Raw genomic sequence first — 24,922 nt, forward strand, 5'->3', positions numbered from 1 at the left:
AGGCCCGTTTATTCCTCCGCTGGTTTGAAGGCGTCCCTTAAGTCGGGGTCGATAGGGATCCCTTTCCTGCCAAAACGATAGACGAGCCCCAGATTAAGGACGTAATCGGCAAATGCGGCATCCCCGTTCCTGGGGGTTCCCGTCAGCAGCTCGGTTTCGAGGTCCGTCACGCTCTGGGGTCGCTCCCTCCGAACGGCCACGGGTACACTGAGGGTCAGGCCGAAGTTTCCCCTTAGGCAGGTGATGCCCGGGTCAATGGAAAGGACATTTCCGGGGCGACGGAAACCCCCGCTTCCCCCGATGAAGTCGCGCACCGGCACTGCATCGAAACGGGCGCCCAGGGATGCGGTAAACGCCTCTGACAGGACCCGTGTCAACCCCATCCTGAGGGAGTATTGATCCGGAACCGACATGATGGCTTCATTTTCAAGCAGCGGGTTCAGCGTTTCCCTGAAGGTGCGGGTACCGTTGATTTCCCTGGGGTTCGAAAGATAAAAACCTCCCCCGTACATGAATAGTTTCGGCAGGAATTCCCAGTAGTACTGGAATTCAGCTGAAATCCCGAACCCGCCGTCACCGGGTTGAATGGACTGGTCTACCGGCCGGACTTCCGGTCGGCCGTCGACACCCACGTTATAAAAGATGTCTGAAGCATTGAAGTTTCCGGTTGGCAATTTCATCCCCAGAGCGATTGCTATATTTCCTTTGGGTTGTTCCAAAGGGTCCAGTAACCAATACCCAACAGACCAACGGATATCGGCCAGACCACGGGAATACGTCGTGTTCCGCTCTTCCCGCCCATGTTCATAAAGGGAAGAGCGGGTGTTAATCACGGTTGGGATTGCCAGGGTGGCAAACCATCGGTCACTGATCCCATAGGTTGCGGTAAAATCCCAGGCATGGGAATGGTTAATGACTTCTGTTCCGTTGGAGACCCGGTCCGGTTCCTCCTCAGTTCCCCGGAAATGCCGGAACGATTTGAAGTAGCGGTAGTTCACCCCCAGCATTAGCTCGCCTTCCCCGAGCAATCCGGATTGGGGAAACGCACCGGAACAACTCGAAAAATGGCGGATAACCACGCAACCCTGGCCCCGCATGGAGTGCCAGAACAGGAGCGGGATAAAGCCAATGGCCATTTTGAAAAAGGTTCTTTGTATTTTCATGTTTGGAATTGGAGTTTAAAAGGAAAAGCCAGCATTTCTACTGGCTTCCCTTATTTAACTAAACTTAACGCTACCTCTTGCGATTCGATAAAGCTGTACCTTTATCCTGATGCTAAAGTAAGGCAGGCATCCGTTCGCGGGGGTTATTGTAAAACAAATTGAATTAACAAAAAGTTAAAGGGCTTAAGGATCCGATAATAACGCTTAACTCAGGCGCTAAATTCCCGTTTATTGCAACATGGTTCTAAAGCGGATAGCATTCGTTTCCCTCCTGGTGGTATCCATTGCCGGGCTTGCCATGGTGCAGTACCGATACCTCAAAATTGGCCTGAACCTGGCGCGGGTACAATTCAGCCAAAAGATCGCCCAGGCGGGGGCGGAAATCAAAAGGGACCTGAGCGACCGCAACCAGCTCACCTACCTGCTGGCCAATGCCCTGGAACAGGATACCAGCTTTTTCCGGACAGACCCGGCCCAGCTTACGGATGCCTCTCGGTATTTCCTGAAGGATTACCTGCGGGAGCGCCTGCTGGACCATCAATTGGACAGGGACTTCAGTTTTGCCCTCATGGCCCGGGACAGCAGCTATTACCTGCAATCGGCTGCAAGCCCACAGGGGGAGCCTGAGGGGGTGGTCTACCCCCTGGAATTGCAAGGCTACCTCCCGGAGCGATTGGGCAAACGGATGGTCCTTCAATTGGAATTCCAGAACCTGAACACGTATTTTTTGTCGCAGCTTAACGGGCTCATTTTGCCCAGCCTGCTATTTATGGCGGGCATTGTTGCCGTGGTGCTCTGGATCCTTCGCACCTATTACTGGCAGCGGCAGGTGATTACCACTACCAACGAGTTCATCAACAACCTGACCCACGAGTTGCGCACCCCGGTTTTTTCCATCAGCCTGGCGGCCAAAATCCTGGAGGGCCGGGTAGGGGAGAAGGAACGGGAGATGACCGCGACCATCCTGCAGCAAACCAGAAAGCTGTCGACCCATATCGACCAGGTCCTCGAGTTGGGGTCCCTGGAACACGCCAAAGCAGTGATCCGAAGGGAGCCTGTGGACTTTATGCCCCACCTGGAACGGATATGCCGGGAGTTCGGGGTGCTTTGCCACCTGGAGGAACAACCCTTTTCCTATAGCCTGCCCGAAGGCTCAATCCCCTTGAATGCTTCGGTATTCCACCTGGAAAACGCCATCAACAACCTGCTGGACAATGCCCGAAAATATGGGGAAAAAACCCCGATTCGGCTGGAGGCGTTCCTAAAGGGGAAGGCGCTGCACCTGCGAATCCGGAACGGGGGGACGCCCATCCCCGCGGAGGCCCTGCAGCAGATTTTCAAGAAATATTACCGCGTTCCCGGGGGCGACCGGCAAAAGGTGAGGGGCTACGGGCTGGGGCTGAGCTATGTCCGGATCATTGCTGAGCGGCACGGGGGTAACGTTACGGTCCGCAGCGATATGCAGGACGGGACCGTGGTGGACTTTATAGTACCTTTGAATACTGATGGAAACAAAACCGTATAAAATACTTTTGGTAGAGGATGATACCTCCCTGGGGTACCTGTTGACGGAATACCTCAGGATGAAGGGCATGGAAGTGCTTTGGGCAAAAACAACCGCCGAGGTACTCCCTTTGCTCGAGCAGAAGGTCTTTGACCTGCTCATCCTCGATGTGATGATGCCCGATACGGACGGCTTTACCCTGGGGGGGCAAATCCGTGAGCGCCATCCGTCCGTACCCTTCCTGTTCCTGACGGCCAGGTCCATGAAGATCGATGTGCTCAAGGGCTTTTCGGTGGGGGCCGTGGACTACCTGAAAAAGCCTATTGATGAAGAAGAACTGGTCGTGCGGATCGAAACCCTGCTCTCGCGCCTTTCCTCCAAGTCGGAACCGCCTTCCGACGGGCTGCAATCCCTCGGCCGATTTCAGTATGACCCCCAGAACCAGTGCCTCAGGCTGGATGGGGACGAGATCGCGCTTACCAGTCGCGAGAGCGAACTGTTGTCGTATCTCCTGCGCCACCGCAACCGCCTTTGTACCCATGCCGATATCCTGAAGCGGATCTGGGGCCGGAATGATTATTTCAACCGAAAAAGCCTGAACGTCTTCGTTACCCGACTCCGGAAGCTCCTCGAAGCCGACGACTCCCTTCGGATCGAGAACGTCCATGGGCAGGGTTTTATCCTCAGGGTGCCCGGTTAGGCGCCCGCCCGCTCCCGAAACCGTGATTCCATGCCCTATATGAACCGGGAAAGTTTTGTATTTTTAAAATAAAAAAAAATGAAAAGAAAATTCCTGGCCCTGCTGCAGGCGGGGCTCCTCCTGATGGCTTGCGATTCCGATTCCGGTACGGATACAGACCCCAACATCCCGATCCCCGGGGCGCGAACCAGCATCCCGGATGCCAACTTTGAAGCCGCCCTGGTGGCCCTCGGCCTCGATGATGAGGTGGACGGATCGGTCCTGACCTCCCGTATTGAGGGGGTCCAACGCCTGGATGTGGCAAACCAGGGCATCCAGGACCTTACGGGCATAGGTGGCTTCAAGGCCCTGATTGACCTGAGTGTCCGGGACAATGCGCTCACCGCACTGGATATCCGGTCCAATACGAATTTGCTTTTTGTCTGGGCCGAGAACAACCAACTGACCCGTTTGCAGATCGGGGTGAACCCGGGCATCGAAAAAATAGGGGCTTCCGGGAACCAACTTACCGGCCTGGACTTAGCGGATTATACTTCCCTGCAGCTGCTGGACCTGGCCAATAATCAGATCACTTCCATCGATGTTTCGACCCTTCCGCTTCCCTCCTTTAATGAATTCAGGATTGAGGGAAACCCGCTGACCTGCATCCTGGTGAGCCCCCAGCAACTGGCCAGTATCCCCGCTTCGTGGTCGAAGGATGAATCGGATGAGTACAGCCTGGATTGTGAATAATCTCATGGACAGGGGGGTATCCCCCCACCCCCAAATACTAAATTAACGGAAATCCCTGCAGTTCCCTTGCAAGGTTAAAAAAGGGTTGTGCCCCGGGCCCCGTGGCAGAAAAGGCTGCTTTTACTATTTTTGAGAAATATTCCCGGAGAATGGAAGCTTACGCAAATGCCCTTTTGTACGCCATCCCTTTTTTTATCGTGCTGATGCTGATAGAGATCGGTTATGGGCACCTGGTCCGAAATCAGAAATATAAGGTTATGGATACCGTGAGTTCCATCAGTTCGGGGCTTACCAATATCCTTAAGGACTCCCTGGGACTGGGGGTGGTGCTGGTCAGCTACCCTTATTTGTTAGAGCACCTGGCCCTGACACAGATCAGGGCGACCTGGGGGGTATGGCTTACCGCCTTTGTGGCCATCGATTTTGCGGGGTACTGGAACCACCGCCTCAGCCACAGGGTGAATGTCTTCTGGAACCAGCATGTTATCCACCACAGCAGTGAGGAATTCAACCTGGCCTGTGCCCTGCGGCAATCCATTTCCAACCTGGTGGGGTATTTTCCCCTGCTGCTGATTCCGGCCGCCCTGCTCGGGGTCCCCGAGAAGGTTGTGGCCATTTTGGCGCCCATCCACCTTTTTGCACAGTTTTGGTACCACACCCAACACATCGGTAAAATGGGCTGGCTGGAGTATGTGATTGTCACCCCCTCCCAGCACCGGGTACACCATGCGATCAACCCTGAGTATATCGATAAGAACCTGGGGCAGGTGCTTTGTGTTTGGGACCGCCTTTTCGGGACCTTCCAGGAGGAACTTGACGAGGTGCCACCCCAGTACGGGGTCCTCAAACCTGCGGCTACCTGGAACCCCATCCATATCAACTTCCAGCACCTGTGGGGTCTGATGCAGGATGCCTGGCGTACCCGGAGCGTTTGGGACAAGTTGCGCATCTGGGTGATGCCTACAGGGTGGAGGCCTGCGGACGTGGAGGCGAAATACCCCAGGGAAATCATTTCGGATGTCTATCATTTTGAGCGGTACTGCCCCCCGGCTTCCCTGGGCATGAAGGCCTATGCGATATTCCAAATGACGGCTACCCTGGCCTTGTTGCTGTTCATGTTTTACAATTACGGGCAGATTGGCTTTGACGGGCTGCTCATGTTCGGGGTCTTTGTGTTTGCCGGGATCTACGGCTACACCACCCTGATGGACGGAAAACCATATGCCGCCTGGATCGAATCCGGCAGGGCCCTTGCGGGCCTCGCCCTGTTGCTGGGTACAGGAGACTGGTTCGGCCTGGGCACCTATTGGGCCCAGGGCCCCTGGTGGGTTGGGCTCTATTTCGCGATCACCCTTTTTGCGGGGATATATTTCCGGTACGTGGAGAAGGGCACCGAACAAAGCCCCCTGGCATACTAAGGGGTTAGGAGCGTTTTTTTACCTCCTTATTCACCAATTCGATGTATGCTTTCATCGCTTCCTCTGGCGCAATATCCCTGGCCTGTATCAGGGCATTGGCCTTGAAGGCATTGATGAGGGGCGTCTTGCTTCCCGGGTTGTTAAAATTCTGGTTGGCGATTTTAAAGTAGGCGTAAAGCTTCAGCAATAAGTCAGCGGGCAGCAGGCTGGTGTACCCGTTTATAAAGTCTACCGCTTCCCGGAATTCCTTTTGTAATTCGTTATCCATCATCCTTTTGAGCAAGGGTGGCCACACAGGTCCTGGCCCCCACGACGCTTTGGTTGAGCTTTACGGTAACCTGGCAATCCAAAGGTAGCAACAAATCCAGACGGGAGCCAAATTTTATAAAGCCGGCATCCTCCCCTTGTTGCACGCTTTCGCCCACTTCGGCATAATTGACAATCCGGCGGGCCACTGCCCCCGCAATTTGCCGGTATCCAACCTTTCCGAACTTAGGGGTGTTGATGACCACGGTTGTCCGTTCGTTTTCCGTACTCGACTTCGGGTTCCAGGCCACCAGGTATTTTCCGGGATGGTATTTGGAATACACTACCTGCCCACTGGCCGGGTACCGGGTCACATGTACATTTACCGGCGACATAAAGATCGACACCTGAATGCGCGGGGCCTTGAAGTATTCGGTTTCTTCGACTTCTTCTATGGCCACGACTTTTCCGTCAGCAGGGGCCAGGATTTCGTCGAAGGTCTTGGGGGCGACCCGACTCGGGTTCCGGAAGAACTGCAGGACCATCACCAAAGCGCCAAACGCCAGCAGTTGTATCCCAACCCTGAGCCATTCCGCACCGACATAGAAATGCGCTATAAGGGCAATGACACTGCAAAGGAAAAAGGCAATCAGGATAATCTTTTGACCTTCTTTATGAAACATAGCTAAACAGGATTAGGGTAAGATAGGCAAAGGGGGCTGCAAAAACAAGGCTGTCGAGGCGGTCGAGCATACCCCCGTGGCCGGGCAGGATGGCGCCGCTGTCTTTGATGCCGGCAGCCCTTTTGAATTTGGACTCAATCAGGTCGCCCAGGCTGCCGCAAAGGACGAGTACCCCGGCGAGGATCATCCATTGCGGGATATCCAGTACCGGGGCATACCGCCCCAGGATCCAGGCGGCGCCCAGGGTAAACACCAGGCCTCCCAGGCTCCCTTCCACAGTCTTCTTTGGTGAGACAGCCGGGAAAAGTTTGGTGCGCCCAAGGGTTTTTCCGACCAGGTAGGCAAAGGAATCATTCACCCAGATCATCAGGAAGATGCCGATGATGAGGTATTTGGCAAACACGTCGTCCTTGTACGGAATCATGGTCAGGAAAATACAACCACCCCCGAGGTAGAAAAGCCCAATGAGATATTTTTGCAAGGGGGTAAACACCCGGGTCTTTTTGGTAAAGAGGTAAAGGATCAGGCCTGCGTCTACGACCAGGGTCAGGACCAGCAGCAACCGGATCAGGAGCGGGTCCCGCGTGAGGTAGATAAAAATCCACCAAAGCAGCAGATAGGCCGCAAAGATGTAGTATCCCTGCAAGCGGACCATCCTTTTATATTCGTAAAGGCAGGCCAGGCCGAAGACCATGAAGAGGAAATCGTAGGCATCGGAACTCAGGAAAACGGCTGACAGGAGCAAAAGCACATACAGAACCCCGGTCAAAAGCCTCCTCAATACCTCCTTCATGCCTAAAGGTCCTCGAGTAAAAGTAAATACAGGTGCTTGGAGCTGCTGCCATAGGTCCGGAAGTCCCTGGCATTTTCATCCGTTGGGTTAAAGTGCTTCAGGGTGGTGATGTTGGTCGGGATCTCCTTCCGGTATTTCTTTTTGATCATCTTCAACCCTTCCCCAATCGATTCCACCAGTTGGCTGGTGGTGGCGAACACGATGATGTTTTCGGGCACCTCATGCAGTTTTTTCTCCAGTAACTGGTTCGAATTTACCAGGATCGATCCGTCAACGGCCACCAGGTGTTCACAGGTGGTAAAAAAGACCTCTGCCTCGGAGGTGGATTGGGTGAACCGAAGGTCCTCCCCGGCAAAGCGCTGTTGCAACAGCGGATTCAGGCTGAGGAAGGCCGCCTGTTGCCAGTGGTTCTCTTCAATGATGTTGCCCAGGCCTTCCAGGACCTCCTCAAAGGAAACGCAGTAGATAAATTTTCCACCGTTCTTTTTGAACTGTATGGTAAATTTTTCATCCACGGGGATTTTCAGGTCGGGCATATGGGCACCCCGGGTCTGCACCGTTTCCCGGGTGTCCTTCTTTTTTTTGCCGCCTTTGAAAATTCTGTCAAAAAGCCCCATGCAGTGGTTAGATATCTCAGGTTTAGGTTAAAGGCGCCGGCAGGGAGGCTGGTTGCCCCCGGCCACCCCTATTTTTTTTCCTCAACAGCCTCTTCGGCCTCCTCGGGCGTCTCCCCGGCGGTACTTTCAGGGACCGTAATGGCCTTTTCCTGCCCCAGTTGGTCGAACTGTTTCTCAAAGGGGCGTTTGCCGAAAATGCGCTCCAGGTCCTCCTTAAAGATAACTTCTTTTTCCAACAACAGCTCTGCCAGTTCGGTAAGCTTGTCCTTGTTGGCTTCCAGGACTTCTATAGCCCTTACATATTGCTCTTCAATGAGTTTGGAGATCTCCATGTCTATCTTCCGCGCCGTCTCCTCGCTGTAGGGTTTGGTAAACCCGTATTCGTTCTGGCCGCTGGAATCGTAGAAGGTCACATTGCCAATTTCGTCGTTCAGCCCGTATATGGTTACCATGGCCCTGGCCTGTTTGGTGATCTTTTCGAGGTCGCTCAGGGCCCCGGTGGAGATTTTGTTGAAGATGACCTTTTCCGCAGCCCTTCCGCCCAGGGTAGCGCACATCTCGTCCTTCATCTGTTCGGGCCGTACCAGGAGGCGTTCCTCCGGCAGGTACCAGGCCGCTCCCAGGGACTGGCCCCGGGGCACAATGGTTACTTTGACCAGGGGCGCGGCGTGTTCGAGCATCCAGCTCACCGTGGCATGTCCGGCTTCGTGAAAGGCAATCGTCTTCTTTTCCTCCGGGGTAATGATTTTATTCTTTTTTTCCAGGCCGCCTACGATGCGGTCCACGGCATCGAGGAAATCCTGCTTGGTCACTGCAGGGCGCTCCTTACGGGCAGCGATCAGGGCCGCCTCATTGCAGACGTTGGCGATATCGGCACCCGAAAACCCGGGGGTCTGACGGGCCAGGAAATCAAGGTCCAGGGTTTCGGCAGTTTTGATGGGCCTCAGGTGGACTTCGAAGATTTCCTTCCGCTCGCGGATGTCGGGCAGGTCCACATAGATCAGCCGGTCGAACCGGCCGGCACGCATCAGCGCCTTGTCCAGGACGTCGGCCCGGTTTGTGGCCGCCAAAACAATCACATTGGTGTTGGAGCCAAAACCGTCCATTTCAGTCAGCAGCTGGTTCAGGGTATTTTCCCGTTCGTCATTCGACCCGGTAAAGTTGTTTTTGCCGCGCGCCCTGCCGATGGCATCGATCTCATCGATGAAAATGATGGCCGGCGATTTGTCCTTGGCCTGCTTGAACAGGTCGCGTACCCGGGAGGCCCCGACCCCGACGAACATCTCCACAAAATCAGATCCGGAAAGGGAGAAAAAGGGGACTTTCGCCTCCCCGGCCACTGCTTTGGCCAGGAGGGTTTTTCCGGTACCCGGGGGGCCCACCAGAAGGGCTCCCTTTGGAATCTTCCCTCCAAGGGAGGTATACTTATCAGGGTTTTTCAGGAACTCGACAATTTCTTCCACCTCTTCCTTTGCCCCTTCCAGGCCGGCCACATCCTTGAAAGTGGTACGGGTATCGGTCTTTTCGTCGAAGAGCTTGGCTTTGGATTTGCCGATATTGAAGATTTGCCCGCCGGCCCCGCCTCCGGCCCCGCCAGACATCCGGCGCATGAGGTAGATCCAGATCCCGATGATCAGCACAAAGGGCAGCAGGGTGAGCAGCAACTCCATGAAAACATTCGACTCCGTGTCGTAATCCACCACGGTATCGAGGTTGTTCTCCTGTTTTATTTTCTTGATGTCATTTTCGAAATTCTGCAGGTCCCCGTAATCCAGGATATACTGGGGCAGGGTACCCGAGGTTATCGAAAAGGGCTGGTTGGCCACATCGCGGTGCACATCCTTGGACAGGGCTTCCTGGGTAAGGAAGACCTTTGCCTGCCGGGTGTTGGTGATGATGAGGATTTTTTCAATGTCCCCGTTTCTCAGGAATTCCTGGAGTTCGGAGGTAGTGGTCTTGTTGGTGGGGGAAAAGTTGTCGCTTCCAAGGAACTGGTAGCCGATCAGGAAGACGATGATCAGCCCGTAGATCCACCAGGAACTGAAGCGGGGTTTCCTCTGAGGGGTATTATTATCTTTTGCCATGTATTTTTTCCTAGTTAAAACTACTTTCTACCAGGGTGACCCGGGCATCACCCCAAAGTCCCTCTATGTCGTAGAATTCCCTGGCCTGTTTCTGGAAAACGTGAACCACAACGTTCACGTAATCGATCAGAACCCATTCTGCATTATCTGACCCTTCTACGTGCCAGGGCTTGTCGTGAATAGCTTTGCTGACGGTTTTCTGGATGGAATTGACGATCGCTTTGACATGCGTGTTGGAAGTCCCGTTGCAAATGACGAAATAGTCGCAAACCGTGTTGTCTAAATCGCGTAAGTCAAGGATATTTATCTCTACTCCTTTTACTTCTTCAATTCCGTGTAAGATCAAGGAAATTAACTCATCTGCACTAACTTTCCCTTTCTGCATCCAAATACGTTAAGTTTTTACAAAGTTATTATTTTTTTGTTTTTTGGGGTACCCATTTTAACATAAGCTTAATCCCCCAAAAAAGGCATGTATGCAGTTGATCAAACTTAGTGCCACGGATTCCACCAACGCCTATTTGAAGCGCCTTCAGCGCAGGGAAACCCTGCCTGATTTTACCGTAGTGCAGGCCGCGTTGCAGACGGCCGGAAAGGGCCAGCGGGGCGCCCGGTGGGAAGGGGAGGCCGGTAAGAACTTAACATTCAGCGTATTGAAAAAATTTGATGCCTTACCTGCGCGGACACATTTCGCCCTGAACATTGAGGTTTCCCTGGCGGTACTACGGGTGCTGCAATCGATGGGGATTCCCGACCTTAGCATCAAATGGCCTAACGACATTCTGTCAGGCCACCATAAAATCTGTGGGATCCTGATCGAAAACCAGTTGAAGGGGGATGCGATCAGCCAGAGCATTATCGGTATCGGCCTGAATGTAAACCAGCTCGAATTCGGCGATTTGCCCCGGGCATCGTCCCTGAAGAAGATCACCGGCCGGGACTATGCCCTTGATGAACTGCTCGCCGCCCTCTTGCCGACGCTGGCCCGCCAACTGCCCCGGGCGGCGGAAGCCCCGTTTGAGGCTGTTTTACCCGATTATTATGCACACCTGTTCAAAAAAGACAAGCCGGCTACCTTCAGCCGGCCCGGGGGGGAACCTTTCCCCGCAATCATCAGGGGGGTGGAACCCGATGGAAAACTCCGGCTGGAAGTGGAAAGGGGCCAGTACGAAACCTTTGCCTTCAAGGAGCTGCAGCTCCACTATTGAGGGGCTACAGCGCGCCGAGGTTCTGGCTTAGGGTATTGAGGAAACTGGTGATGGGCCCCTTGACCATCATGGCCATCATGGCGTTGAAGGCCCCTTCAAAGCTGAGGGTCACTTCGGACCGGCCCGGCCCTGGTTCCCGGATGTCGGCTGTAAGGGTAAAGGGCAATTTATCGCTGGCAGCTCCCAGCACGACCTTTTCTACGGGGACTTGTTCCTTGCGTTTCAGGACGATTTCGGGCATGCCCTTAAGGGCGAACCGGAACGTGTCCGCATCCAGGACCTCAAAAGTCTGGATGTTTTCGGGCATCAGGCGTTCGAAATTCCTCAGGTCGGTCAGGAACGCATAAACCTCTTCACGGGGCTTGTCAATACTGCTTACAGGGGATTCTAAATACATATCAGGGATTCCAGTCTTGTGGGTTGGCCCTCCAGGCTTTCAGGGTCTGGAGCTGTGATTCATCGATATAGCCGGTTTCGGAGGCTTGTGTAATCAGGTGTTCGTAGTCGCTCAGGGTATGGAGGGGAAGGTCGCGCTCCCCGAACTTTTTGTCGGCCAGGGGGAAGCCATAGGTAAAGATGGCCAGCATGCCCTTCACCTGCAGCCCTGCTTCCTTAAGGGCGTTCACGGCGTTTAGGCTGCTCTGGCCGGTGCTGATCAGGTCCTCGATCACCACTGTGGTCTGCCCTGCTTCTGCCTTGCCTTCTATCTGATTCTTCCGGCCATGTGACTTCGGTTCCGGGCGTACATATACAAAGGGAAGGCCCAATTGCTCTGCCACAAGGACGCCAATCCCGATTGCCCCGGTGGCCACCCCGGCAATCAGGTCGGGTTTGCCGTATAATTCCTCTACCTGCCTGGCGAGTTGCTGCCTCACATAGTTGCGGATAGACGGATAGGAAAGCAAGATGCGGTTATCGCAATAAATGGGCGATTTCCAGCCCGAAGCCCAGGTAAACGGATTTTCTGGATTTAATTTAATTGCATTTATTTGCAGCAACAGCTCTGCTGTTTTCAAGGCTGTGTCTTTGTCTAAAACCATGCCGTAAATGTATAAAGTTTTTGTCAATGAAAGGCCGCTCATCCTCACCGACAAGATTCTGGAGGCAGGAGAAGGGGAATACTTCAGGATCAAAAAGGACCAGGTCCTAAACGCCGTAGAGGCACTAATGAAGAAAAAGCTATCCAGGGCTTTTATTTACCATCCCAACCTGGAAGAGATCCTGAACAAATTCACCCGCGCAGTCCCCAGGGTGGTGGCCGCAGGCGGGGTAGTTACCAACAAGCAGGGCAAGGTCCTGTTTATCTACCGAAATGACAAATGGGACCTCCCCAAGGGGATTTGCAAAAAAAAGGAAGGCCTTGAAGCCTGTGCCCTAAGGGAAGTGGAAGAGGAAACCGGGGTAAAGGACCTCGAAATTGAAAACTTCCTCAGGACGACTTACCACGTCTTCAAGCGCAATGGCAAATACAAGCTGAAAGAAGTCCATTGGTTTGCCATGCGGACCGATTACCAGGGGGAATTGATCGGGGAGGAAAGCGAGGGCATTGTAAAGGTAAAATGGAAAGGCCCCGAAAAGATCAAAAAGGCCCTGGAAAATTCCTATATCAATATCCGGATCCTCTTTGAACCCCCGATCCTTTAACCTTTTATCCCACTTATTCCAGCCGGCAGACCGGATAGGTTAAGTATGCCCCCTCGGAATTCGGGCTTCGTTCGTAGAGCCAGGTCAGCTGCCGGTAGGCGCTGGAGGCAAAATCGGGCTCGGCTGCCTTTTTCTCGAGGAAAAGCCGGGCAAGGCTACTGTCAGATTCGAGCAATTTTGCGGCAATTTCTTCAAATACGTATGGGGAAAACCCCTCCTTGCGCTGCAAAACCGTATCGAAGAAATTCCAGTTGAAAAAGGAATCCACCCCTGCCGGTTCAAGGGTTTCCAGGAGGTACCGCACCCCCGGCTGGGCGGTTGGGATCAGCAGGTCCCCTGCCCGGAAACGGACCGTTTTCACGCTGGGGGTTACCCGGGTATTGTAATGCGGGTAATGTCCTTCATAGGGTTGCTGGAAGGTTTGGTAGTCGTCGATGCGGTATACGGTGACCTCCAGGGTGGTATCCTTGGGTAGGGGCTCGTAGCGGATCCCGTTCCGGTCCAGGCGTTCCCTGACCTGGCTCCAGGCCGCCGGAAGGAGGTAGGCGGTGGGCACCCGCACCGAGTCTGTAGGCTTAAAGTGGTTGAAATAACGGACCTGCAGGGAAACCGGGGTGTCCTGCTGGTATTTCAGCCGGGGTAAGCCGGTAACGGTACTTTGCAGGGTATCTGCCCGGAACCCCTTGAAATCGAGGGTTTCATATCGGGTGGAATCCACGGTCCAGGCCAGGGGGTACCAGGATGCCGGGGGGTAGCCTTCCCCCAACCCTTCCCTCAATTCTTCAAGCACCTCCGCATGGGCCGAGGCGCCTTCCATCAGGCTCAGCATCAGGTGGTAGGTGCCTTCAACCCTCTGGGCGTAAGGCTTGAGCATATGGGTTTCTACCATAAGGCCCGGGGTATTCCACAAGGCAGCATAGCCAGTGGAATACCGGGGGGCATCCATGAACTGGGTGAACCCTCCGTCAGGGGGCCGGTTAAACACGTTGACATAGGGGGTAGTCTCCCACCCTTTTTCCCGAAGCGATGCTTCGAGCTGTGGGCGGAGTACTCCCTCGAGGAACTCCCCTGCCTTTCCGCCCAGCTTGTTGTGCTGGGTGAACAGGTGGGTCAGGGTATAGGCATAATCTGCCCCATTGCTGACATGGGTGTCGAGGAATACATGGGGCCGTACCATGCGGAAGATTTCTGCAAAGGACCTGGCGTTTCGGGTATCCATTTTGATAAAATCCCGGTTCAGGTCGTAATTGCGGGCATTCCCCCGGAACCCATAGGATTCGGGGCCGTTCTGGTTTGCCCTCGTGGTGCCGTTGCGGTTCAGGGCACCTCCGATATTGTATACGGGGATTGCGGCGAGGACGAGGTTTTCGGGGGCCCTGACCACCCCGGCCGCCAGGTCCCGGAGCAGCATTGCGGTGGCGTCGATTCCATCGGGTTCCCCTGGGTGGATCCCATTGAGCACCAGCACAACCACCTTGTCTTTACCCAGCCGCTGGAAATTGAAATTCCGCTCTGCATTGAAGGTCACCAGGTGCAGGGGCAGGCCGCTGTCGGTTTCCCCAAGGGTTTGCAGGTGGATTTCCGGGAATTCCCGGGCGAGTTTCCGGTAGAATTCCATCAGGTTTTCATAGGTGGCCGTGGCCAGGCCGTTCCCTTCTTCATAGGGGGTTTTTACCTCTTCCTTCCGATCTTCAGGTGTTTTGGTGCAGCCAAACAGTACCAGGGCTGACAGCAAGAGGGCCAATTGAATCTTCATCGCATCCGGCAGCTTTCCGTTTTACCCTCCAAAGGTACCGAATAATCGGTTATCCAGCAGGGTGGGTTATTTCTTCAAGGTCGCAGCGGCGGATGGGTTTGTGCCGGAAATCAATCAGGTGGCGGGTTTTTTGTTTAAATTCCTGAAACAGGTTCAGGTCCTTCGGGTCAATCGAGGAGGTGACGATGTTGATGCGTACCGTTTCCCTGAGGGGAAGTGCGAGGAAGGCTTCCAGGAATTGCCATCCATCCATGATGGGCATGTTCAGGTCCAGGAAAATGATTTCAGGCTGTGCCTGGCCCTCCAGGAACCGTTGTTTGAGGCCTTCCAGGGCCTGTTTTCCATTTTCATAAGTGAGGATCTGGCTCCCCAGGTCCATCAGCCCCAGCATCTTCCGGATCCCATAGACGGTTATCGGATCGTCGTCAATTATCGCAATGGTATCAATCTTCTTCATGAAAGTAAATCTTAAAGGTGGATCCTTTCCCTTCCCGACTCATGACCCGTATTTTCCCGTTCATGGCCTCCATCTGGTTTTTGGTGAGGAACAGGCCGAGCCCCCGGGCATCGGGGTGTTCATGGAAGGTTTTGTGCATGCCGAAAAGTTTGTCCCCGTATTTCTCGAGGTCCATGCCGAGGCCGTTGTCTTCGATATTCAGGACCTGGTAGCCCGGAAGCCTTTCACAGGTCATTCGGATAACCGGGTCCCGGTCGGGATGGCGATATTTCACCGCATTGGACACCAGGTGGGTAAGGATGCTTTCCAGGTACTGCGGCACCACCTTTACCGTGGTGTTTTCCGGGATTTCCCGGATCAGCAGGGCCTGGTTCCGGTTGAGGAACCCAGCCAGTTTTTTCTCCACTTCGTCCACTTTCCCCCCAAGGGATACCCGCTTTTTGCGGGAGTGGATGTGATTGGTGTTGATGGCGACCACCGTATTGAGGTTCTCCAGGGTTTCCTGCAGGCGGGAGGAGGCCTGTTGCAGCATTTCTGTGATTTTAGCCTTCTCCGAGGCATCGGTTTCCCCGACCAGGAAATCGAGCAGCATGGAAAAGTTGGCTGTATGGGATCGCAGGTTGTGGGAAACGATGTGGGCAAAATCCACCAGTTTTTTGTTTTGCCTTGAAGTGATATCGATCAGGCGCCTCAGTTCATCCTCTTTCTCCTTCAGGTGGGAGATATCCATCCCAATACCCATCAGGCCATATACTTTGTTGTCATGGTCGATCAGGGGGATCTTGGAGGTCAGCAGGGTGGCCATGGTCCCGTCAGGACGGACGGATACCGTTTCCTTCCCGATCAGGGAAGCCCGGTTGTTCATGACATATAGGTCTTCTTCGCGCGAAGTTTCCGCAACTTCCCGTTCGTAGAGGTCGAAATCCGATTTTCCTATGAGCTCCGCGGCTGTCCGGGCCCCCAGGAACTGGCACTCTGCTTTGTTTACCAGCACCTTGCGCGACTCCAGATCCTTGATATACACATTTAGGGGTAGGTTGTCGACCAGCGTGCTCAGCAACAGTTCACTTTCCCGTATCTTCATCTCAGCCAGGGTGGCTTCGGTCACATCCTGGAAGGTTCCGATCAGGCCGATGCATGTGCCTTCCCGGAAAAGGGCTTTGCCGGCGGCAATTACCCAGATTTCCTTCCCGGCAGCGGTAATCAACTGCAGTTTTTCCCTCCAGGGCTGCCCGGTTTCCATAGCCCGGTAAACCGCCATCGAAATGGCATTGCGCGAGTATCCCTCTTTGTAGAAGTTGATTGCGTCCTGTAAGCTAGGGGTGAAATCATCCCCCACGTCGTGGATTTTCCGGGTCATGGGGCTCCAGTGCAGGTAGTCCTCCCGGGTCAGGTATTCCCAGCTTCCAATCCGGGATACTTCAGAGGTGACCTCCAGCAATTGCTTCATTTTTTCGTATTCCAGTTCCATGCGGACTTCCCTGGTGGCTTCCCGGGTTTGCAGGATCACCCCGGCGATGTTCTCATGCCGGTCGAACCATGGGTACCCGTGCCATTCCAGGCAGGTATCCTTCGCAGGGCCGGGCTCGTGGCGTACTATTTCCCGTGCCCCGGGACTCCCGGAAAGGCAATCCCTCAGTTCACGCACAAGGGCTTTGGGTGCGTCGGGAAACAACTGCCGGAATGTCCTCCCGATCACTTCGGCACGGGACCAGCCGAAGGTGCTGACCCAGGAATCCGAGGCCAGTACCACCCGAAGCTCCCGGTCCAGAAAAGCGGTTGGAACCGGGAGTTGTTTGATCAGGTATCCCTGTAGGTTTAGGTCGGTCTGCTGGCGCATTATGATGTATTTTCCTACCAAAGTATCGGAAAAAGGCATCAGCGAAGAAGGAATGTTGTGTATGTCCGGAATGTGTGGGTGAGTACCCCGATTTGATCTGTTGTAGGATCAAAATTATACAATAAATAAGAAAAAACCTACAAATACGTGGTGCTAAAAGCGCACGGTGTCCGGGACCAGGCAGGTGTAGTCGCCCCCGTTGCGAATCACATCTCGGACGATGGAAGAACTTATAAACGATTTTCCGGAAGAGGTAAGCAGGAATACCGTTTCGATCTCCGATAGTTTCCGGTTTGTGTGGGCAATCGCTTTCTCGAATTCGAAGTCGGCCGGGTTTCGCAGGCCCCTCAGGATAAACTCGGCCCCCACCTCGCGGCAAAAGTCCACGGTCAGTCCCTGGTAGGTTGCCACGCGTATGCGGGACTCCCCCCGGAACGCCTCTGTAATGAATTGCATCCGCTGCTCCAGGGGGAACATGTATTTTTTGTCGGCATTTTCCCCAATGGCGATAATCAATTCGTCGAAAAGGGATATCCCCCTCTGGATGATATCGTAATGCCCTAAGGTGATGGGGTCGAAGGACCCGGGGAAGATGGCCCGTTTCATCTGTGCGATAGCTTTGCCCCTAAATTAGGGTTTTTTATCCAAAGCATCCCCGATGGCGCCCCCAAAGAGCTCCTGCAGGGAAATCCCTGCGGCCTGCGCCTGTTGGGGCAGGATGCTGGCTTCCGTGAGGCCCGGGGTGGTGTTCATTTCCAGGAAATGGGGGACGCCCTCCACCAGGATGAATTCACTCCTGCTAAACCCTTTCATTTTCAGGGTTTCATAGATAAAGCGCGCGGTTTTTTCCACGGTTTCCCGGGTTCGCGGATCCAGCCTGGCCGGTGTGATTTCCTGCGATTTGCCCAGGTATTTCGCCTCATAATCGAAAAATTCATTATCGGGGACGATTTCTGTAATGGGCAAAACCTTTACTTCACCTCCGAGGCGGATCACCCCTACCGAAACTTCGGTCCCCTTCAGGGCTGATTCGATGAGGACTTCATCATCTTCGCGAAAAGCGGCCTCCAGGGCCTGGTCCAGGCCATCGGGGTTTTTGACCAGGGTCACCCCGAAACTGCTCCCCGCCCGGTTGGCTTTGACAAAACAGGGGAGGCCCACCCGCGCGAAGATCTCCTGTGGCCTGATTTCCTGTCCCCGGTCCAGCAGGTACGAGGTCGCACAATGCACCCCCCGGGGCTTGAGCACGCTCAACAGGTCGCGCTTGTTGAAGGTGAGGGCGGCCTGGTAAGACCCGCATGAGGTAAACGGGATGCCCAGCAGCTCAAAATAGGCGGCGAGGAGGCCGTCTTCCCCGGGGGTCCCGTGGATGGCATTGAAAACACAGTCGAAATGCAGGTGCTGCCCGTCTGGCCTTGCCGAGAAGTCATGTCGGTCTACCGGGTACTCCTGCCCGTTTTCCCCGAGTACGACCCATTTCCCGGGTTCTATAACCACCCGGTAGGGCTCATAGTGGTTTCGGTCGAGGGAATTGTAGACAGCGTTTCCGCTTTTAATCGAGATAGGGTATTCACTGGAATACCCCCCCATGACGATGGCGATTTTTTTTCTCATCATATGGCCTCCCCGGGCTTCAAAAAGGGGCGATAAACGCCCCAAAGTAACTAAAAAAGAAGTCCGTTTCCTATATTTGCCCGTATATTGAAGCAGGTATGCGAAACTTCCTCAGATTTTTGGGTTCCAGGGTTTTCCTGATACAGGTGGGCCTGGCCCTTGGGGTCACGGCCCTGCTCGTTTTCGGGCTGATGCAATGGTTGAAAGGCTCCACGCACCATGGGGATTTCGTCCAGGTGCCCGACCTGTCCCGCCGTTCGGTTACCGAGGCCCGCGGGCTGCTCGAGAAGGCCGGATTGCGGTACCAGGTGGTGGACTCTGCCAATTACAACCCGGATTTCCCCAGGTTTTCGATCACCGAACAGGACCCCCCGGCCCTGAGCCAGGTCAAGCCCAACCGCAAGGTCTATGTAACGGTGAATCCTTCTGGCTATAAAAAGGTTACGGTACCTGAAATCATACAGGTGACCCGACGCAACGCGACGTCCATGCTTCGGGCCGTGGGCCTTGAAGTGGGTAGGGTAACCTATGTGGATGAACTGGGAAAGGATATGGTCTACCGGATCCGCTACCAGGGCAAGTTTATCAATCCGGGAGACCGGATTCCCAGGACTTCCCTCATCGAACTGGTTTGCGGGAACGGGACGGTGCCTGAAGAGGCCCGCATCAAAGCCCAGTCGGAAGAATGATGGAAGAAGAACAGGGGAGGGAAGACCCCTTTGAAGAGGAGGAATTATTTGAGCATTACAGCTTTACGGCCGATTCAGGGCAAAAGCCCCTCAGGATCGATAAATTCCTGATGAACCTTGTGCGCAATGCCACCCGGAACAAAATACAAAAGGCTGCCCGGGACGGCAACATCCGCGTAAATGACCAGGTCGTTAGGCAAAATTACCGGGTAAAACCCGGCGACACCATTCGGGTCCTTTTTGAGCACCCTCCCTACGAACACCTGATCCAGCCGGAAGACATCCCCCTGAATATCGTTTATGAAGACGACAGCCTCCTGGTAGTCGACAAACCCCCCGGCATGGTCGTGCACCCCGGCCATGGAAATTACACAGGCACCCTGATCAATGCCCTGGCCAACCACCTGGGTCAAATGCCGATGAATTCCGATAACCGCCCCGGGCTGGTACACCGCATCGACAAAGACACCTCCGGCCTGCTGGTCATCGCCAAGACCGAACAGGCCATGGTGCACCTGGCCCGGCAGTTTTTCGACCGGACCACCGAACGCGAATACCTTGCCCTGGTTTGGGGCAACCCGGAGGCCGAAGAGGGCACTATAGAGGGGGCAATCGGCCGCAACCCCAAAAACCGGCTCCAAATGCAGGTTTTTCCGGAAGGGGAACAGGGCAAACCCGCCAGGACGCATTACCGGGTCCTGGAGCGCTTCCGGTATGTTACCCTGGTTTCCTGTCGCCTCGAGACTGGCCGTACCCACCAGATCCGGGTCCATATGAAATACATCGGCCACCCGCTGTTCAATGATGAGCGCTACGGGGGAGACCGTATCCTGAAAGGGACCACCTTCACCAAGTATAGGCAGTTCGTGGAAAATGCCTTTAAAATCCTGCCCCGACAGGCCCTGCATGCCCGGACCCTGGGCTTTACCCACCCGGCGACCGGGGAACGCCTCTTTTTTGAGGCAGCCATCCCGGAAGATATGGCCGCGTGCATCGAAAAATGGCGACATTACACCCAGCACCAGGCGGAGGAATGATGCAGCAATAAGCGGTATCGATACAGCAATTGGAAAGACTTTTCGCCCTGGGTGGGATAAAAGGCCGAAGCATTGTATTTTTGAGGTAGGAAAACCAAATCGGAAGCATCTCCCCATGAAAATCGTCATTTCCCCGGCCAAATCCCTGGATTTCGAAAGCCCCCTGCCCACAGCGCGCTATTCCCAGCCCCTTTTCCTCGACAAGGCGGCTACCCTCAACAAAGTACTGGCCCGAAAGAAACCTGCGGCCCTTTCCGAACTCATGGGCATTTCCAGCCAGCTGGCCGAACTGAACTGGGAACGCAACCAGGAATTTTCCACTCCCTTTACCCCCGAAAATGCACGGCCAGCGGTATTTGCCTTTAACGGGGACGTCTACCAGGGCCTGGACGCCTATACCCTGGAAGAAGCCCAGTGGGATCCCCTGCAAGATTCCCTGCGCATCCTGTCGGGCCTTTATGGCCTGCTCAGGCCCCTGGACCTGATACAGCCCTACCGCCTGGAAATGGGTACCCGGCTTGCCGTGGGCAAAAAGAAAAACCTTTACGAGTTCTGGGGGCAAACGCTGACCGACCAGCTTAACTCGGAACTGGATGAAGGGGAGTTGTTCGTAAACCTGGCCAGCAACGAGTATTTCAGCGTATTGGATGAAAAAAAACTCAAAGTACCCGTAATCACCCCGGTATTCAAGGATTGGAGCCGCGATACGCTGAAGGTCATCAGTTTTTATGCGAAGAAGGCCCGGGGGGCCATGGTGCGGTATATCCTCGACCACGGGGTAAGGAACCTCGAAGAGTTAAAAGCCTTTGATGCCGATGGATACCAGTACAGCCGCGAGCACACCGTAAAGGCCAACCAGCCGGTTTTCATCCGGTAACAAAGCATGAACCGTCTGCCAGCGCCCGGGGGTACCCTTCCCCGGGAAGCGGGTCAGCTTTTTCCCTTAATATTTATTTTTTCCTCAACAGGGGTCCTTTTCCTGATTTTGCGGGGACGCCTCACTCCATAGGATTTATTGGCAATTTTTCCCCTCTTGCTTTTTTTGTCTCCTTTGCCCATTATCTGATGGTTTTGACCCCTTAAGGTACAAAAAAAATCAGGGATGCCCAGGGGTTAGGGTTCCAGGTGAAATGGGCATTTGCCCCCGGGGGGTATTGCTGACCTACCTGTTTGGACCGCGGGGATGGGGGCGCGAAAGGGATGCCAGGCTTTTTTAATCCTGATTTTACGGTGCGGGGATATCGCATAATTTTACGCCGGGGATTTTGGGGGATTTCCCCTTTTTTGAGCACCGGGAGGTTTCCCCCGGCCTGGCGGGCACCCGGAAAATGCTATTTTTACGGGCAAGTTCTGCCCTCCCATGTTCATCCATCAGCACCCTTACCCGCCCTTTATTTTCCCAAAGGCCACCCGCCTTATTGTCGGCACGCTCCCACCGCCCCGCTTTAGCCAGGGGCTGCTCAGGCCGGGCGATGTGGATTTTTGCTACGGCAGCCGCGACGGGCTGCTCTGGCCCATCCTGGACCGCATTTTCGGGTTGGGCCTGGTGTATGAAACCACGCAGGAGGCCATTGCCCAGCGGAGGCAATTCCTCCGGGAACAAAAGATTGGCATCTGCGACGTGGTGGAGCGCGCAACGCGGCAGCGGGTGGACGCCTCAGACCTTGGGATGCAACAAATCGAGTTGCGCGACCTTCCGGGCCTGCTCCGGAAGTACCCCAGGGTGGAGACCCTCCTTTTTACGGGGGGGAACAGTAAAAACGGGCCGGAATACCTGTTCCGAAGACTTTTGCGCACTGAAGGGCTGAAGCTCGAGCCTGTATCCCATGAGGTTCCCCGGATCCACCGGTTCTATTTGCCGTGTGAAAGGGGAACGCTGCGGGAAATCACCACGGTTTCCCTTACGGCCCCGTCCGGTTCCGCGAATCGCGCCGTAGGCAGCCTGCCTGAATACAAAGCCCGCAAAGAAAAAGACCCGGGCCATACGGTCATGGATTTCAGGGTAGAGCAGTACAGGCAGTTTTTCCGGTGAAGGCTGTTGGTTTTTTGCCCGTGTGCGCCTTAATTTGTTAAACCCGCTGCATCGCTTCCCAGAGACGGCGATATTCCTGAACTTAGGGGAAGTTTTGGGGCTTGCCCCACAAGACCAACATAATCATCAACCACCTATGAGCCAGGTCGAACGACTAAAGGAATTCCAAAGATCGGTACGCAACAAGTTCAACGTCTACAACAGCCTGTTTTTGAGTCTCCCCTATACGGAGGGCGAGAATGTGGGGATCCTGATCCCCCTGTTGTTCCAAAAGGCCGACCGGGGCCTGAAATCGGGCCGGAACCCGAAGGAGATCCTCGACGCCTTTTTTGCCGATTTCACCCAGGCCGGGACGGAAAAGGAGCAGATCGACCTGATGTTCCGCATCATCCAGTACGTGGAACGCCAGGTGGTGCTTTACGACAGCGTGGAAGATGCAGCCTTCCCCCGGCTGCACCTGCATACCGATTCCCTCTCGATCCGCGATTATTTCCAGATCGCACGAAAGAACAACCGCTGGGACAAGGTTTCCAAAAAACTCGACACCTTCAGCGCGCGCATCGTCCTGACGGCCCACCCGACCCAGTTTTACACCCCGGCCGTGCTGGATATCATCGCCGAACTCCGGACGCTGATCCTGGAGAATAAGATCGACCAGATCGACCTCGCCCTGCAGCAACTGGGCCTGACTTCCCTGATCAACCGCACCAAACCCACCCCCCTGGACGAGGCCCGGAACATCATCCATATGCTCCGGCATGTCTATTACCACGCCGTTGGCGATTTGTATGAGCACATCCGGGGAAGCATCGGGAATGAAGCCTATAACAACCCGGACATTATCAAGCTGGGGTTCTGGCCCGGGGGCGACCGGGACGGGAACCCCTATGTCACGGCCGACATCACCCGCGATGTGGCCGACGAGCTGCGGACCACCCTGATGAAGTGCTACTACAACGACCTGAAAGCCCTGCACCGAAAACTTTCTTTCCGGGGGGTCCAGGGCCCGTTGCAGCAGTTGATGGATAAGCTCTATGTCGCCATGTTCGATAAGCGCAAAACCCTCGCCTATGAGGAAATCCTCTCCCCCCTGCTCGAGATGCGGAAGACCCTGGTGGAACAGTACCATGGCCTGTACTTAAGGGAACTGGACCGGTTTACCGACCAGGTGCGCCTGTTCAGGACACATTTTGCCACCCTCGATATCCGTCAGGACCACCGGGTGCACAAAAAAACGGTGGAGGACATCCTAAGGCGCCACGGGAAGGTACAGGAATCCCTTGACGAACTGGCCCCCGAGGCCCTTACCGGGCTCCTGTTACGGGGCGATCTCCGGGCGGTGCCAGGCGAGTATGACGACCCTGTGGTGCGGGATACCCTGGTCAACATTGCCCAACTGGGGGAACTGCAGGCCAAAAACGGAGAGGACGGCTGTAACCGTTATATCATCAGCAATTCCGAAGATGTGTACTCCGTATTGTTTGTCTACGGCCTTTTCCGGTGGTGCGGCTGGCCGGGGGACGCAATTCCCTTTGACATCATCCCGCTCTTTGAAACGATGAAGGGGATGGAACGGGCCGAAGCCATCATGCAGGCCCTTTTCGACCTGCCGGAATACCGGGCCCACCTGCAGGGAAGGGGCGGGGAGCAAACCATGATGCTGGGCTTTTCCGACGGCACCAAGGATGGCGGCTACCTGAAGGCAAACTGGTCTATTTTCAAAACCAAAGAGGCGCTCTCCAGGGTGTGCCGGAAAAATAAAATCCGGGCGATTTTCTTTGACGGGCGGGGCGGCCCCCCTGCGCGCGGGGGCGGCAAGACCCACCGGTTCTATGCCTCCCATACCCGGTCTATAGCGAATCACGAGATCCAGCTCACGATACAGGGGCAGACCATCACAAGTACCTATGGGACCCGCGAGCAATTCATGCACAATAGCGAGCAATTGCTTACGGCCGGTCTTTCCAATACCATTTTCGGGAAGGAAAATGATATTTCGTCATCCTACCGCGACCTGATGGAACAACTTTCGCAAATCAGCTTTGAGAAATACGACGCCCTGAAACGGCACGACAAGTTCATCCCCTACCTCGAGCATCGCAGTACCCTGAAATTCTACCAGAAGGCCAATATCGGAAGCCGGCCCGGCAAACGGGGTACCAAGGCAAAGCTGGAGCTTTCCGACCTGCGGGCCATTTCCTTTGTGGGGTCCTGGAGCCAGCTCAAGCAGAATGTCCCCGGGTATTTCGGCATCGGCACGGCCCTTGAAGCCCTGGCCAAACAGGGCCGCCTCTCCGACCTGAAACGGATGTACCGGGAAGTGCCTTTTTTCAAAACCCTGATGCTGAACAGCATGATGTCGCTCGCCAAGAGTTATTTTGAACTGACCAGTTATATGAAGGATGACCCGGAATTCGGGGATTTTTGGAAGATCCTCTACAGGGAATACCTCCTGTCGCGGAAGATGCTGTTGCAAATCTCGGGCTATAAGGTGCTTATGGAAGACGAAACCGTATCCCGGGAATCGGTCCGGATCCGGGAAAACATCGTGCTGCCCCTGCTGGTGATCCAGCAATACGCCCTGCAGAAAATCGCCCGGGGCAGCGAATTTGCCGGACTCTACGAAAAAATCGTGACCCGCTCCCTCTACGGGAACATCAATGCCAGCCGGAACTCTGCCTGAGCCCCTTGGCCGATTTTTTGTT

Annotated in this window: 26 protein-coding genes; 11 read left to right on the forward strand and 15 right to left on the reverse strand. The window is 54.7% G+C overall.

Annotation, left to right across the window (positions count from 1 at the left end; all coding sequences use genetic code 11):
- Positions 1-8: 8 nt before the first annotated feature.
- A complete protein-coding gene (locus NG653_RS08290) occupies positions 9-1,163 on the reverse strand; it encodes a hypothetical protein (protein ID WP_252741228.1) in 1,155 nt (384 codons plus the stop codon).
- Positions 1,164-1,401: 238 nt separating this feature from the next.
- Between NG653_RS08290 and NG653_RS08295 the strand changes: the two genes are divergently transcribed.
- The 4 genes from NG653_RS08295 (at position 1,402) to NG653_RS08310 (ending at position 5,517) form a co-directional block, all read left to right on the forward strand.
- The gene (locus NG653_RS08295) at positions 1,402-2,688 is read left to right on the forward strand and encodes a sensor histidine kinase (RefSeq protein WP_252741229.1); all 1,287 of its coding nucleotides are present in this window, start codon (positions 1,402-1,404) and stop codon (positions 2,686-2,688) included.
- The gene (locus tag NG653_RS08300; RefSeq protein ID WP_252741230.1) at positions 2,669-3,367 is read left to right on the forward strand and encodes a response regulator transcription factor; all 699 of its coding nucleotides are present in this window, start codon (positions 2,669-2,671) and stop codon (positions 3,365-3,367) included. The genes NG653_RS08295 and NG653_RS08300 overlap by 20 nt, the downstream gene beginning before the upstream one ends.
- A 78-nt stretch (positions 3,368-3,445) precedes the next feature.
- Positions 3,446-4,099, forward strand: a complete 654-nt coding sequence (locus NG653_RS08305; RefSeq protein WP_252741231.1) for a leucine-rich repeat domain-containing protein — start codon at positions 3,446-3,448, stop codon at positions 4,097-4,099.
- 149 nt (positions 4,100-4,248) lie between these two features.
- Complete coding sequence (locus NG653_RS08310) at positions 4,249-5,517, forward strand: sterol desaturase family protein (protein WP_252741232.1); 1,269 nt, start codon at positions 4,249-4,251, stop codon at positions 5,515-5,517.
- A gap of 4 nt (positions 5,518-5,521) precedes the next feature.
- Here the strand turns inward: NG653_RS08310 and NG653_RS08315 are convergent, their stop codons facing one another.
- The 6 genes from NG653_RS08315 to rsfS all read right to left on the reverse strand — a co-directional run bounded on the left by NG653_RS08315 (position 5,522) and on the right by rsfS (position 10,325).
- Positions 5,522-5,788: an acyl-CoA-binding protein gene (locus NG653_RS08315; RefSeq protein WP_252741233.1), complete on the reverse strand. Its 267-nt coding sequence runs from the start codon at positions 5,786-5,788 to the stop codon at positions 5,522-5,524.
- The gene (locus tag NG653_RS08320) at positions 5,778-6,446 is read right to left on the reverse strand and encodes a phosphatidylserine decarboxylase family protein (protein ID WP_252741234.1); all 669 of its coding nucleotides are present in this window, start codon (positions 6,444-6,446) and stop codon (positions 5,778-5,780) included. Before NG653_RS08320 ends, NG653_RS08315 begins: the two co-directional genes overlap by 11 nt.
- Positions 6,436-7,239 carry a phosphatidate cytidylyltransferase gene (locus NG653_RS08325; protein ID WP_252741235.1) on the reverse strand — a complete coding sequence of 268 codons (804 nt, stop codon included), beginning with the start codon at positions 7,237-7,239 and terminating at the stop codon, positions 6,436-6,438. Before NG653_RS08325 ends, NG653_RS08320 begins: the two co-directional genes overlap by 11 nt.
- Before the next feature lie 2 nt (positions 7,240-7,241).
- Positions 7,242-7,856: an LUD domain-containing protein gene (locus NG653_RS08330; protein ID WP_252741236.1), complete on the reverse strand. Its 615-nt coding sequence runs from the start codon at positions 7,854-7,856 to the stop codon at positions 7,242-7,244.
- 68 nt (positions 7,857-7,924) lie between these two features.
- Positions 7,925-9,940, reverse strand: coding sequence for an ATP-dependent zinc metalloprotease FtsH (gene ftsH / locus NG653_RS08335; protein WP_252741237.1), 2,016 nt, complete (start codon positions 9,938-9,940; stop codon positions 7,925-7,927).
- Positions 9,941-9,950: 10 nt separating this feature from the next.
- A complete protein-coding gene (rsfS, locus tag NG653_RS08340; protein WP_252741238.1) occupies positions 9,951-10,325 on the reverse strand; it encodes a ribosome silencing factor in 375 nt (124 codons plus the stop codon).
- 91 nt (positions 10,326-10,416) lie between these two features.
- On the opposite strand from rsfS, the gene NG653_RS08345 reads away from it, so the two are divergent.
- A complete protein-coding gene (locus NG653_RS08345) occupies positions 10,417-11,148 on the forward strand; it encodes a biotin--[acetyl-CoA-carboxylase] ligase (protein ID WP_252741239.1) in 732 nt (243 codons plus the stop codon).
- A gap of 4 nt (positions 11,149-11,152) precedes the next feature.
- On the opposite strand, the gene NG653_RS08350 is transcribed toward NG653_RS08345, so the two are convergent.
- Complete coding sequence (locus tag NG653_RS08350) at positions 11,153-11,545, reverse strand: SRPBCC family protein (RefSeq protein ID WP_252741240.1); 393 nt, start codon at positions 11,543-11,545, stop codon at positions 11,153-11,155.
- 1 nt (position 11,546) lies between these two features.
- A complete protein-coding gene (gene pyrE, locus NG653_RS08355; protein ID WP_252741241.1) occupies positions 11,547-12,188 on the reverse strand; it encodes an orotate phosphoribosyltransferase in 642 nt (213 codons plus the stop codon).
- 7 nt (positions 12,189-12,195) lie between these two features.
- On the opposite strand from pyrE, the gene NG653_RS08360 reads away from it, so the two are divergent.
- Entirely contained in the window at positions 12,196-12,792 is a 597-nt protein-coding gene (locus NG653_RS08360) for an NUDIX hydrolase (protein ID WP_252741242.1), read from the forward strand.
- 13 nt (positions 12,793-12,805) lie between these two features.
- On the opposite strand, the gene NG653_RS08365 is transcribed toward NG653_RS08360, so the two are convergent.
- The 5 genes from NG653_RS08365 to NG653_RS08385 all read right to left on the reverse strand — a co-directional run bounded on the left by NG653_RS08365 (position 12,806) and on the right by NG653_RS08385 (position 18,459).
- Positions 12,806-14,548, reverse strand: a complete 1,743-nt coding sequence (locus NG653_RS08365) for a M14 family metallopeptidase (protein ID WP_252741243.1) — start codon at positions 14,546-14,548, stop codon at positions 12,806-12,808.
- A gap of 49 nt (positions 14,549-14,597) precedes the next feature.
- Positions 14,598-15,005, reverse strand: coding sequence for a response regulator (locus tag NG653_RS08370; protein WP_252741244.1), 408 nt, complete (start codon positions 15,003-15,005; stop codon positions 14,598-14,600).
- On the reverse strand, positions 14,992-16,845 hold the full coding sequence (locus tag NG653_RS08375; protein WP_252741245.1) for a PAS domain-containing sensor histidine kinase: 1,854 nt from the start codon (positions 16,843-16,845) through the stop codon (positions 14,992-14,994). Before NG653_RS08375 ends, NG653_RS08370 begins: the two co-directional genes overlap by 14 nt.
- 153 nt (positions 16,846-16,998) lie before the next feature.
- Complete coding sequence (coaD, locus tag NG653_RS08380; RefSeq protein ID WP_252741246.1) at positions 16,999-17,451, reverse strand: pantetheine-phosphate adenylyltransferase; 453 nt, start codon at positions 17,449-17,451, stop codon at positions 16,999-17,001.
- Between the two features lie 24 nt (positions 17,452-17,475).
- Complete coding sequence (locus NG653_RS08385; RefSeq protein ID WP_252741292.1) at positions 17,476-18,459, reverse strand: D-alanine--D-alanine ligase; 984 nt, start codon at positions 18,457-18,459, stop codon at positions 17,476-17,478.
- 98 nt (positions 18,460-18,557) lie between these two features.
- Here NG653_RS08385 and NG653_RS08390 point away from each other — a divergent pair, with 98 nt between their 5' ends.
- The 3 genes from NG653_RS08390 (at position 18,558) to yaaA (ending at position 21,062) form a co-directional block, all read left to right on the forward strand.
- The gene (locus NG653_RS08390; RefSeq protein ID WP_252741247.1) at positions 18,558-19,148 is read left to right on the forward strand and encodes a PASTA domain-containing protein; all 591 of its coding nucleotides are present in this window, start codon (positions 18,558-18,560) and stop codon (positions 19,146-19,148) included.
- The gene (locus tag NG653_RS08395) at positions 19,145-20,185 is read left to right on the forward strand and encodes an RluA family pseudouridine synthase (protein WP_252741248.1); all 1,041 of its coding nucleotides are present in this window, start codon (positions 19,145-19,147) and stop codon (positions 20,183-20,185) included. The genes NG653_RS08390 and NG653_RS08395 overlap by 4 nt, the downstream gene beginning before the upstream one ends.
- A gap of 115 nt (positions 20,186-20,300) precedes the next feature.
- Positions 20,301-21,062: a peroxide stress protein YaaA gene (gene yaaA / locus NG653_RS08400; RefSeq protein ID WP_252741249.1), complete on the forward strand. Its 762-nt coding sequence runs from the start codon at positions 20,301-20,303 to the stop codon at positions 21,060-21,062.
- 53 nt (positions 21,063-21,115) lie between these two features.
- Here the strand turns inward: yaaA and NG653_RS08405 are convergent, their stop codons facing one another.
- Positions 21,116-21,244 (reverse strand): 30S ribosomal protein THX, encoded by a 129-nt coding sequence (locus tag NG653_RS08405; RefSeq protein WP_252741250.1) that lies wholly within the window; start codon positions 21,242-21,244, stop codon positions 21,116-21,118.
- Between the two features lie 301 nt (positions 21,245-21,545).
- Here NG653_RS08405 and NG653_RS08410 point away from each other — a divergent pair, with 301 nt between their 5' ends.
- Together NG653_RS08410 and NG653_RS08415 are read left to right on the forward strand one after the other, a co-directional pair.
- The gene (locus NG653_RS08410; RefSeq protein WP_252741251.1) at positions 21,546-22,217 is read left to right on the forward strand and encodes a uracil-DNA glycosylase family protein; all 672 of its coding nucleotides are present in this window, start codon (positions 21,546-21,548) and stop codon (positions 22,215-22,217) included.
- A 136-nt stretch (positions 22,218-22,353) separates the two neighbouring features.
- A complete protein-coding gene (locus NG653_RS08415; protein WP_252741252.1) occupies positions 22,354-24,900 on the forward strand; it encodes a phosphoenolpyruvate carboxylase in 2,547 nt (848 codons plus the stop codon).
- Positions 24,901-24,922: the final 22 nt, after the last annotated feature.

This window comes from Robiginitalea marina, from assembly GCF_024006985.1.
Taxonomy (GTDB): domain Bacteria; phylum Bacteroidota; class Bacteroidia; order Flavobacteriales; family Flavobacteriaceae; genus Robiginitalea; species Robiginitalea marina.

Coding starts and splice junctions, on each gene's coding strand:
- yaaA (WP_252741249.1), top strand. CDS start 20,301: ATGAAAATCGTCATTTCCCCGGCCAAATCCCTGGATTTCGAAAGCCCC.
- NG653_RS08310 (WP_252741232.1), top strand. CDS start 4,249: ATGGAAGCTTACGCAAATGCCCTTTTGTACGCCATCCCTTTTTTTATC.
- ftsH (WP_252741237.1), bottom strand. CDS start 9,940: ATGGCAAAAGATAATAATACCCCTCAGAGGAAACCCCGCTTCAGTTCC.
- NG653_RS08295 (WP_252741229.1), top strand. CDS start 1,402: ATGGTTCTAAAGCGGATAGCATTCGTTTCCCTCCTGGTGGTATCCATT.
- NG653_RS08300 (WP_252741230.1), top strand. CDS start 2,669: ATGGAAACAAAACCGTATAAAATACTTTTGGTAGAGGATGATACCTCC.
- pyrE (WP_252741241.1), bottom strand. CDS start 12,188: ATGGTTTTAGACAAAGACACAGCCTTGAAAACAGCAGAGCTGTTGCTG.
- NG653_RS08305 (WP_252741231.1), top strand. CDS start 3,446: ATGAAAAGAAAATTCCTGGCCCTGCTGCAGGCGGGGCTCCTCCTGATG.
- NG653_RS08370 (WP_252741244.1), bottom strand. CDS start 15,005: ATGAAGAAGATTGATACCATTGCGATAATTGACGACGATCCGATAACC.
- NG653_RS08375 (WP_252741245.1), bottom strand. CDS start 16,845: ATGCGCCAGCAGACCGACCTAAACCTACAGGGATACCTGATCAAACAA.
- NG653_RS08330 (WP_252741236.1), bottom strand. CDS start 7,856: ATGGGGCTTTTTGACAGAATTTTCAAAGGCGGCAAAAAAAAGAAGGAC.
- NG653_RS08315 (WP_252741233.1), bottom strand. CDS start 5,788: ATGATGGATAACGAATTACAAAAGGAATTCCGGGAAGCGGTAGACTTT.
- NG653_RS08350 (WP_252741240.1), bottom strand. CDS start 11,545: ATGTATTTAGAATCCCCTGTAAGCAGTATTGACAAGCCCCGTGAAGAG.
- NG653_RS08385 (WP_252741292.1), bottom strand. CDS start 18,459: ATGAGAAAAAAAATCGCCATCGTCATGGGGGGGTATTCCAGTGAATAC.
- coaD (WP_252741246.1), bottom strand. CDS start 17,451: ATGAAACGGGCCATCTTCCCCGGGTCCTTCGACCCCATCACCTTAGGG.
- NG653_RS08415 (WP_252741252.1), top strand. CDS start 22,354: ATGAGCCAGGTCGAACGACTAAAGGAATTCCAAAGATCGGTACGCAAC.
- NG653_RS08360 (WP_252741242.1), top strand. CDS start 12,196: ATGTATAAAGTTTTTGTCAATGAAAGGCCGCTCATCCTCACCGACAAG.
- NG653_RS08410 (WP_252741251.1), top strand. CDS start 21,546: ATGTTCATCCATCAGCACCCTTACCCGCCCTTTATTTTCCCAAAGGCC.
- NG653_RS08320 (WP_252741234.1), bottom strand. CDS start 6,446: ATGTTTCATAAAGAAGGTCAAAAGATTATCCTGATTGCCTTTTTCCTT.
- NG653_RS08405 (WP_252741250.1), bottom strand. CDS start 21,244: ATGGGCAAAGGAGACAAAAAAAGCAAGAGGGGAAAAATTGCCAATAAA.
- NG653_RS08290 (WP_252741228.1), bottom strand. CDS start 1,163: ATGAAAATACAAAGAACCTTTTTCAAAATGGCCATTGGCTTTATCCCG.
- NG653_RS08390 (WP_252741247.1), top strand. CDS start 18,558: ATGCGAAACTTCCTCAGATTTTTGGGTTCCAGGGTTTTCCTGATACAG.
- rsfS (WP_252741238.1), bottom strand. CDS start 10,325: ATGCAGAAAGGGAAAGTTAGTGCAGATGAGTTAATTTCCTTGATCTTA.
- NG653_RS08365 (WP_252741243.1), bottom strand. CDS start 14,548: ATGAAGATTCAATTGGCCCTCTTGCTGTCAGCCCTGGTACTGTTTGGC.
- NG653_RS08325 (WP_252741235.1), bottom strand. CDS start 7,239: ATGAAGGAGGTATTGAGGAGGCTTTTGACCGGGGTTCTGTATGTGCTT.
- NG653_RS08395 (WP_252741248.1), top strand. CDS start 19,145: ATGATGGAAGAAGAACAGGGGAGGGAAGACCCCTTTGAAGAGGAGGAA.
- NG653_RS08345 (WP_252741239.1), top strand. CDS start 10,417: ATGCAGTTGATCAAACTTAGTGCCACGGATTCCACCAACGCCTATTTG.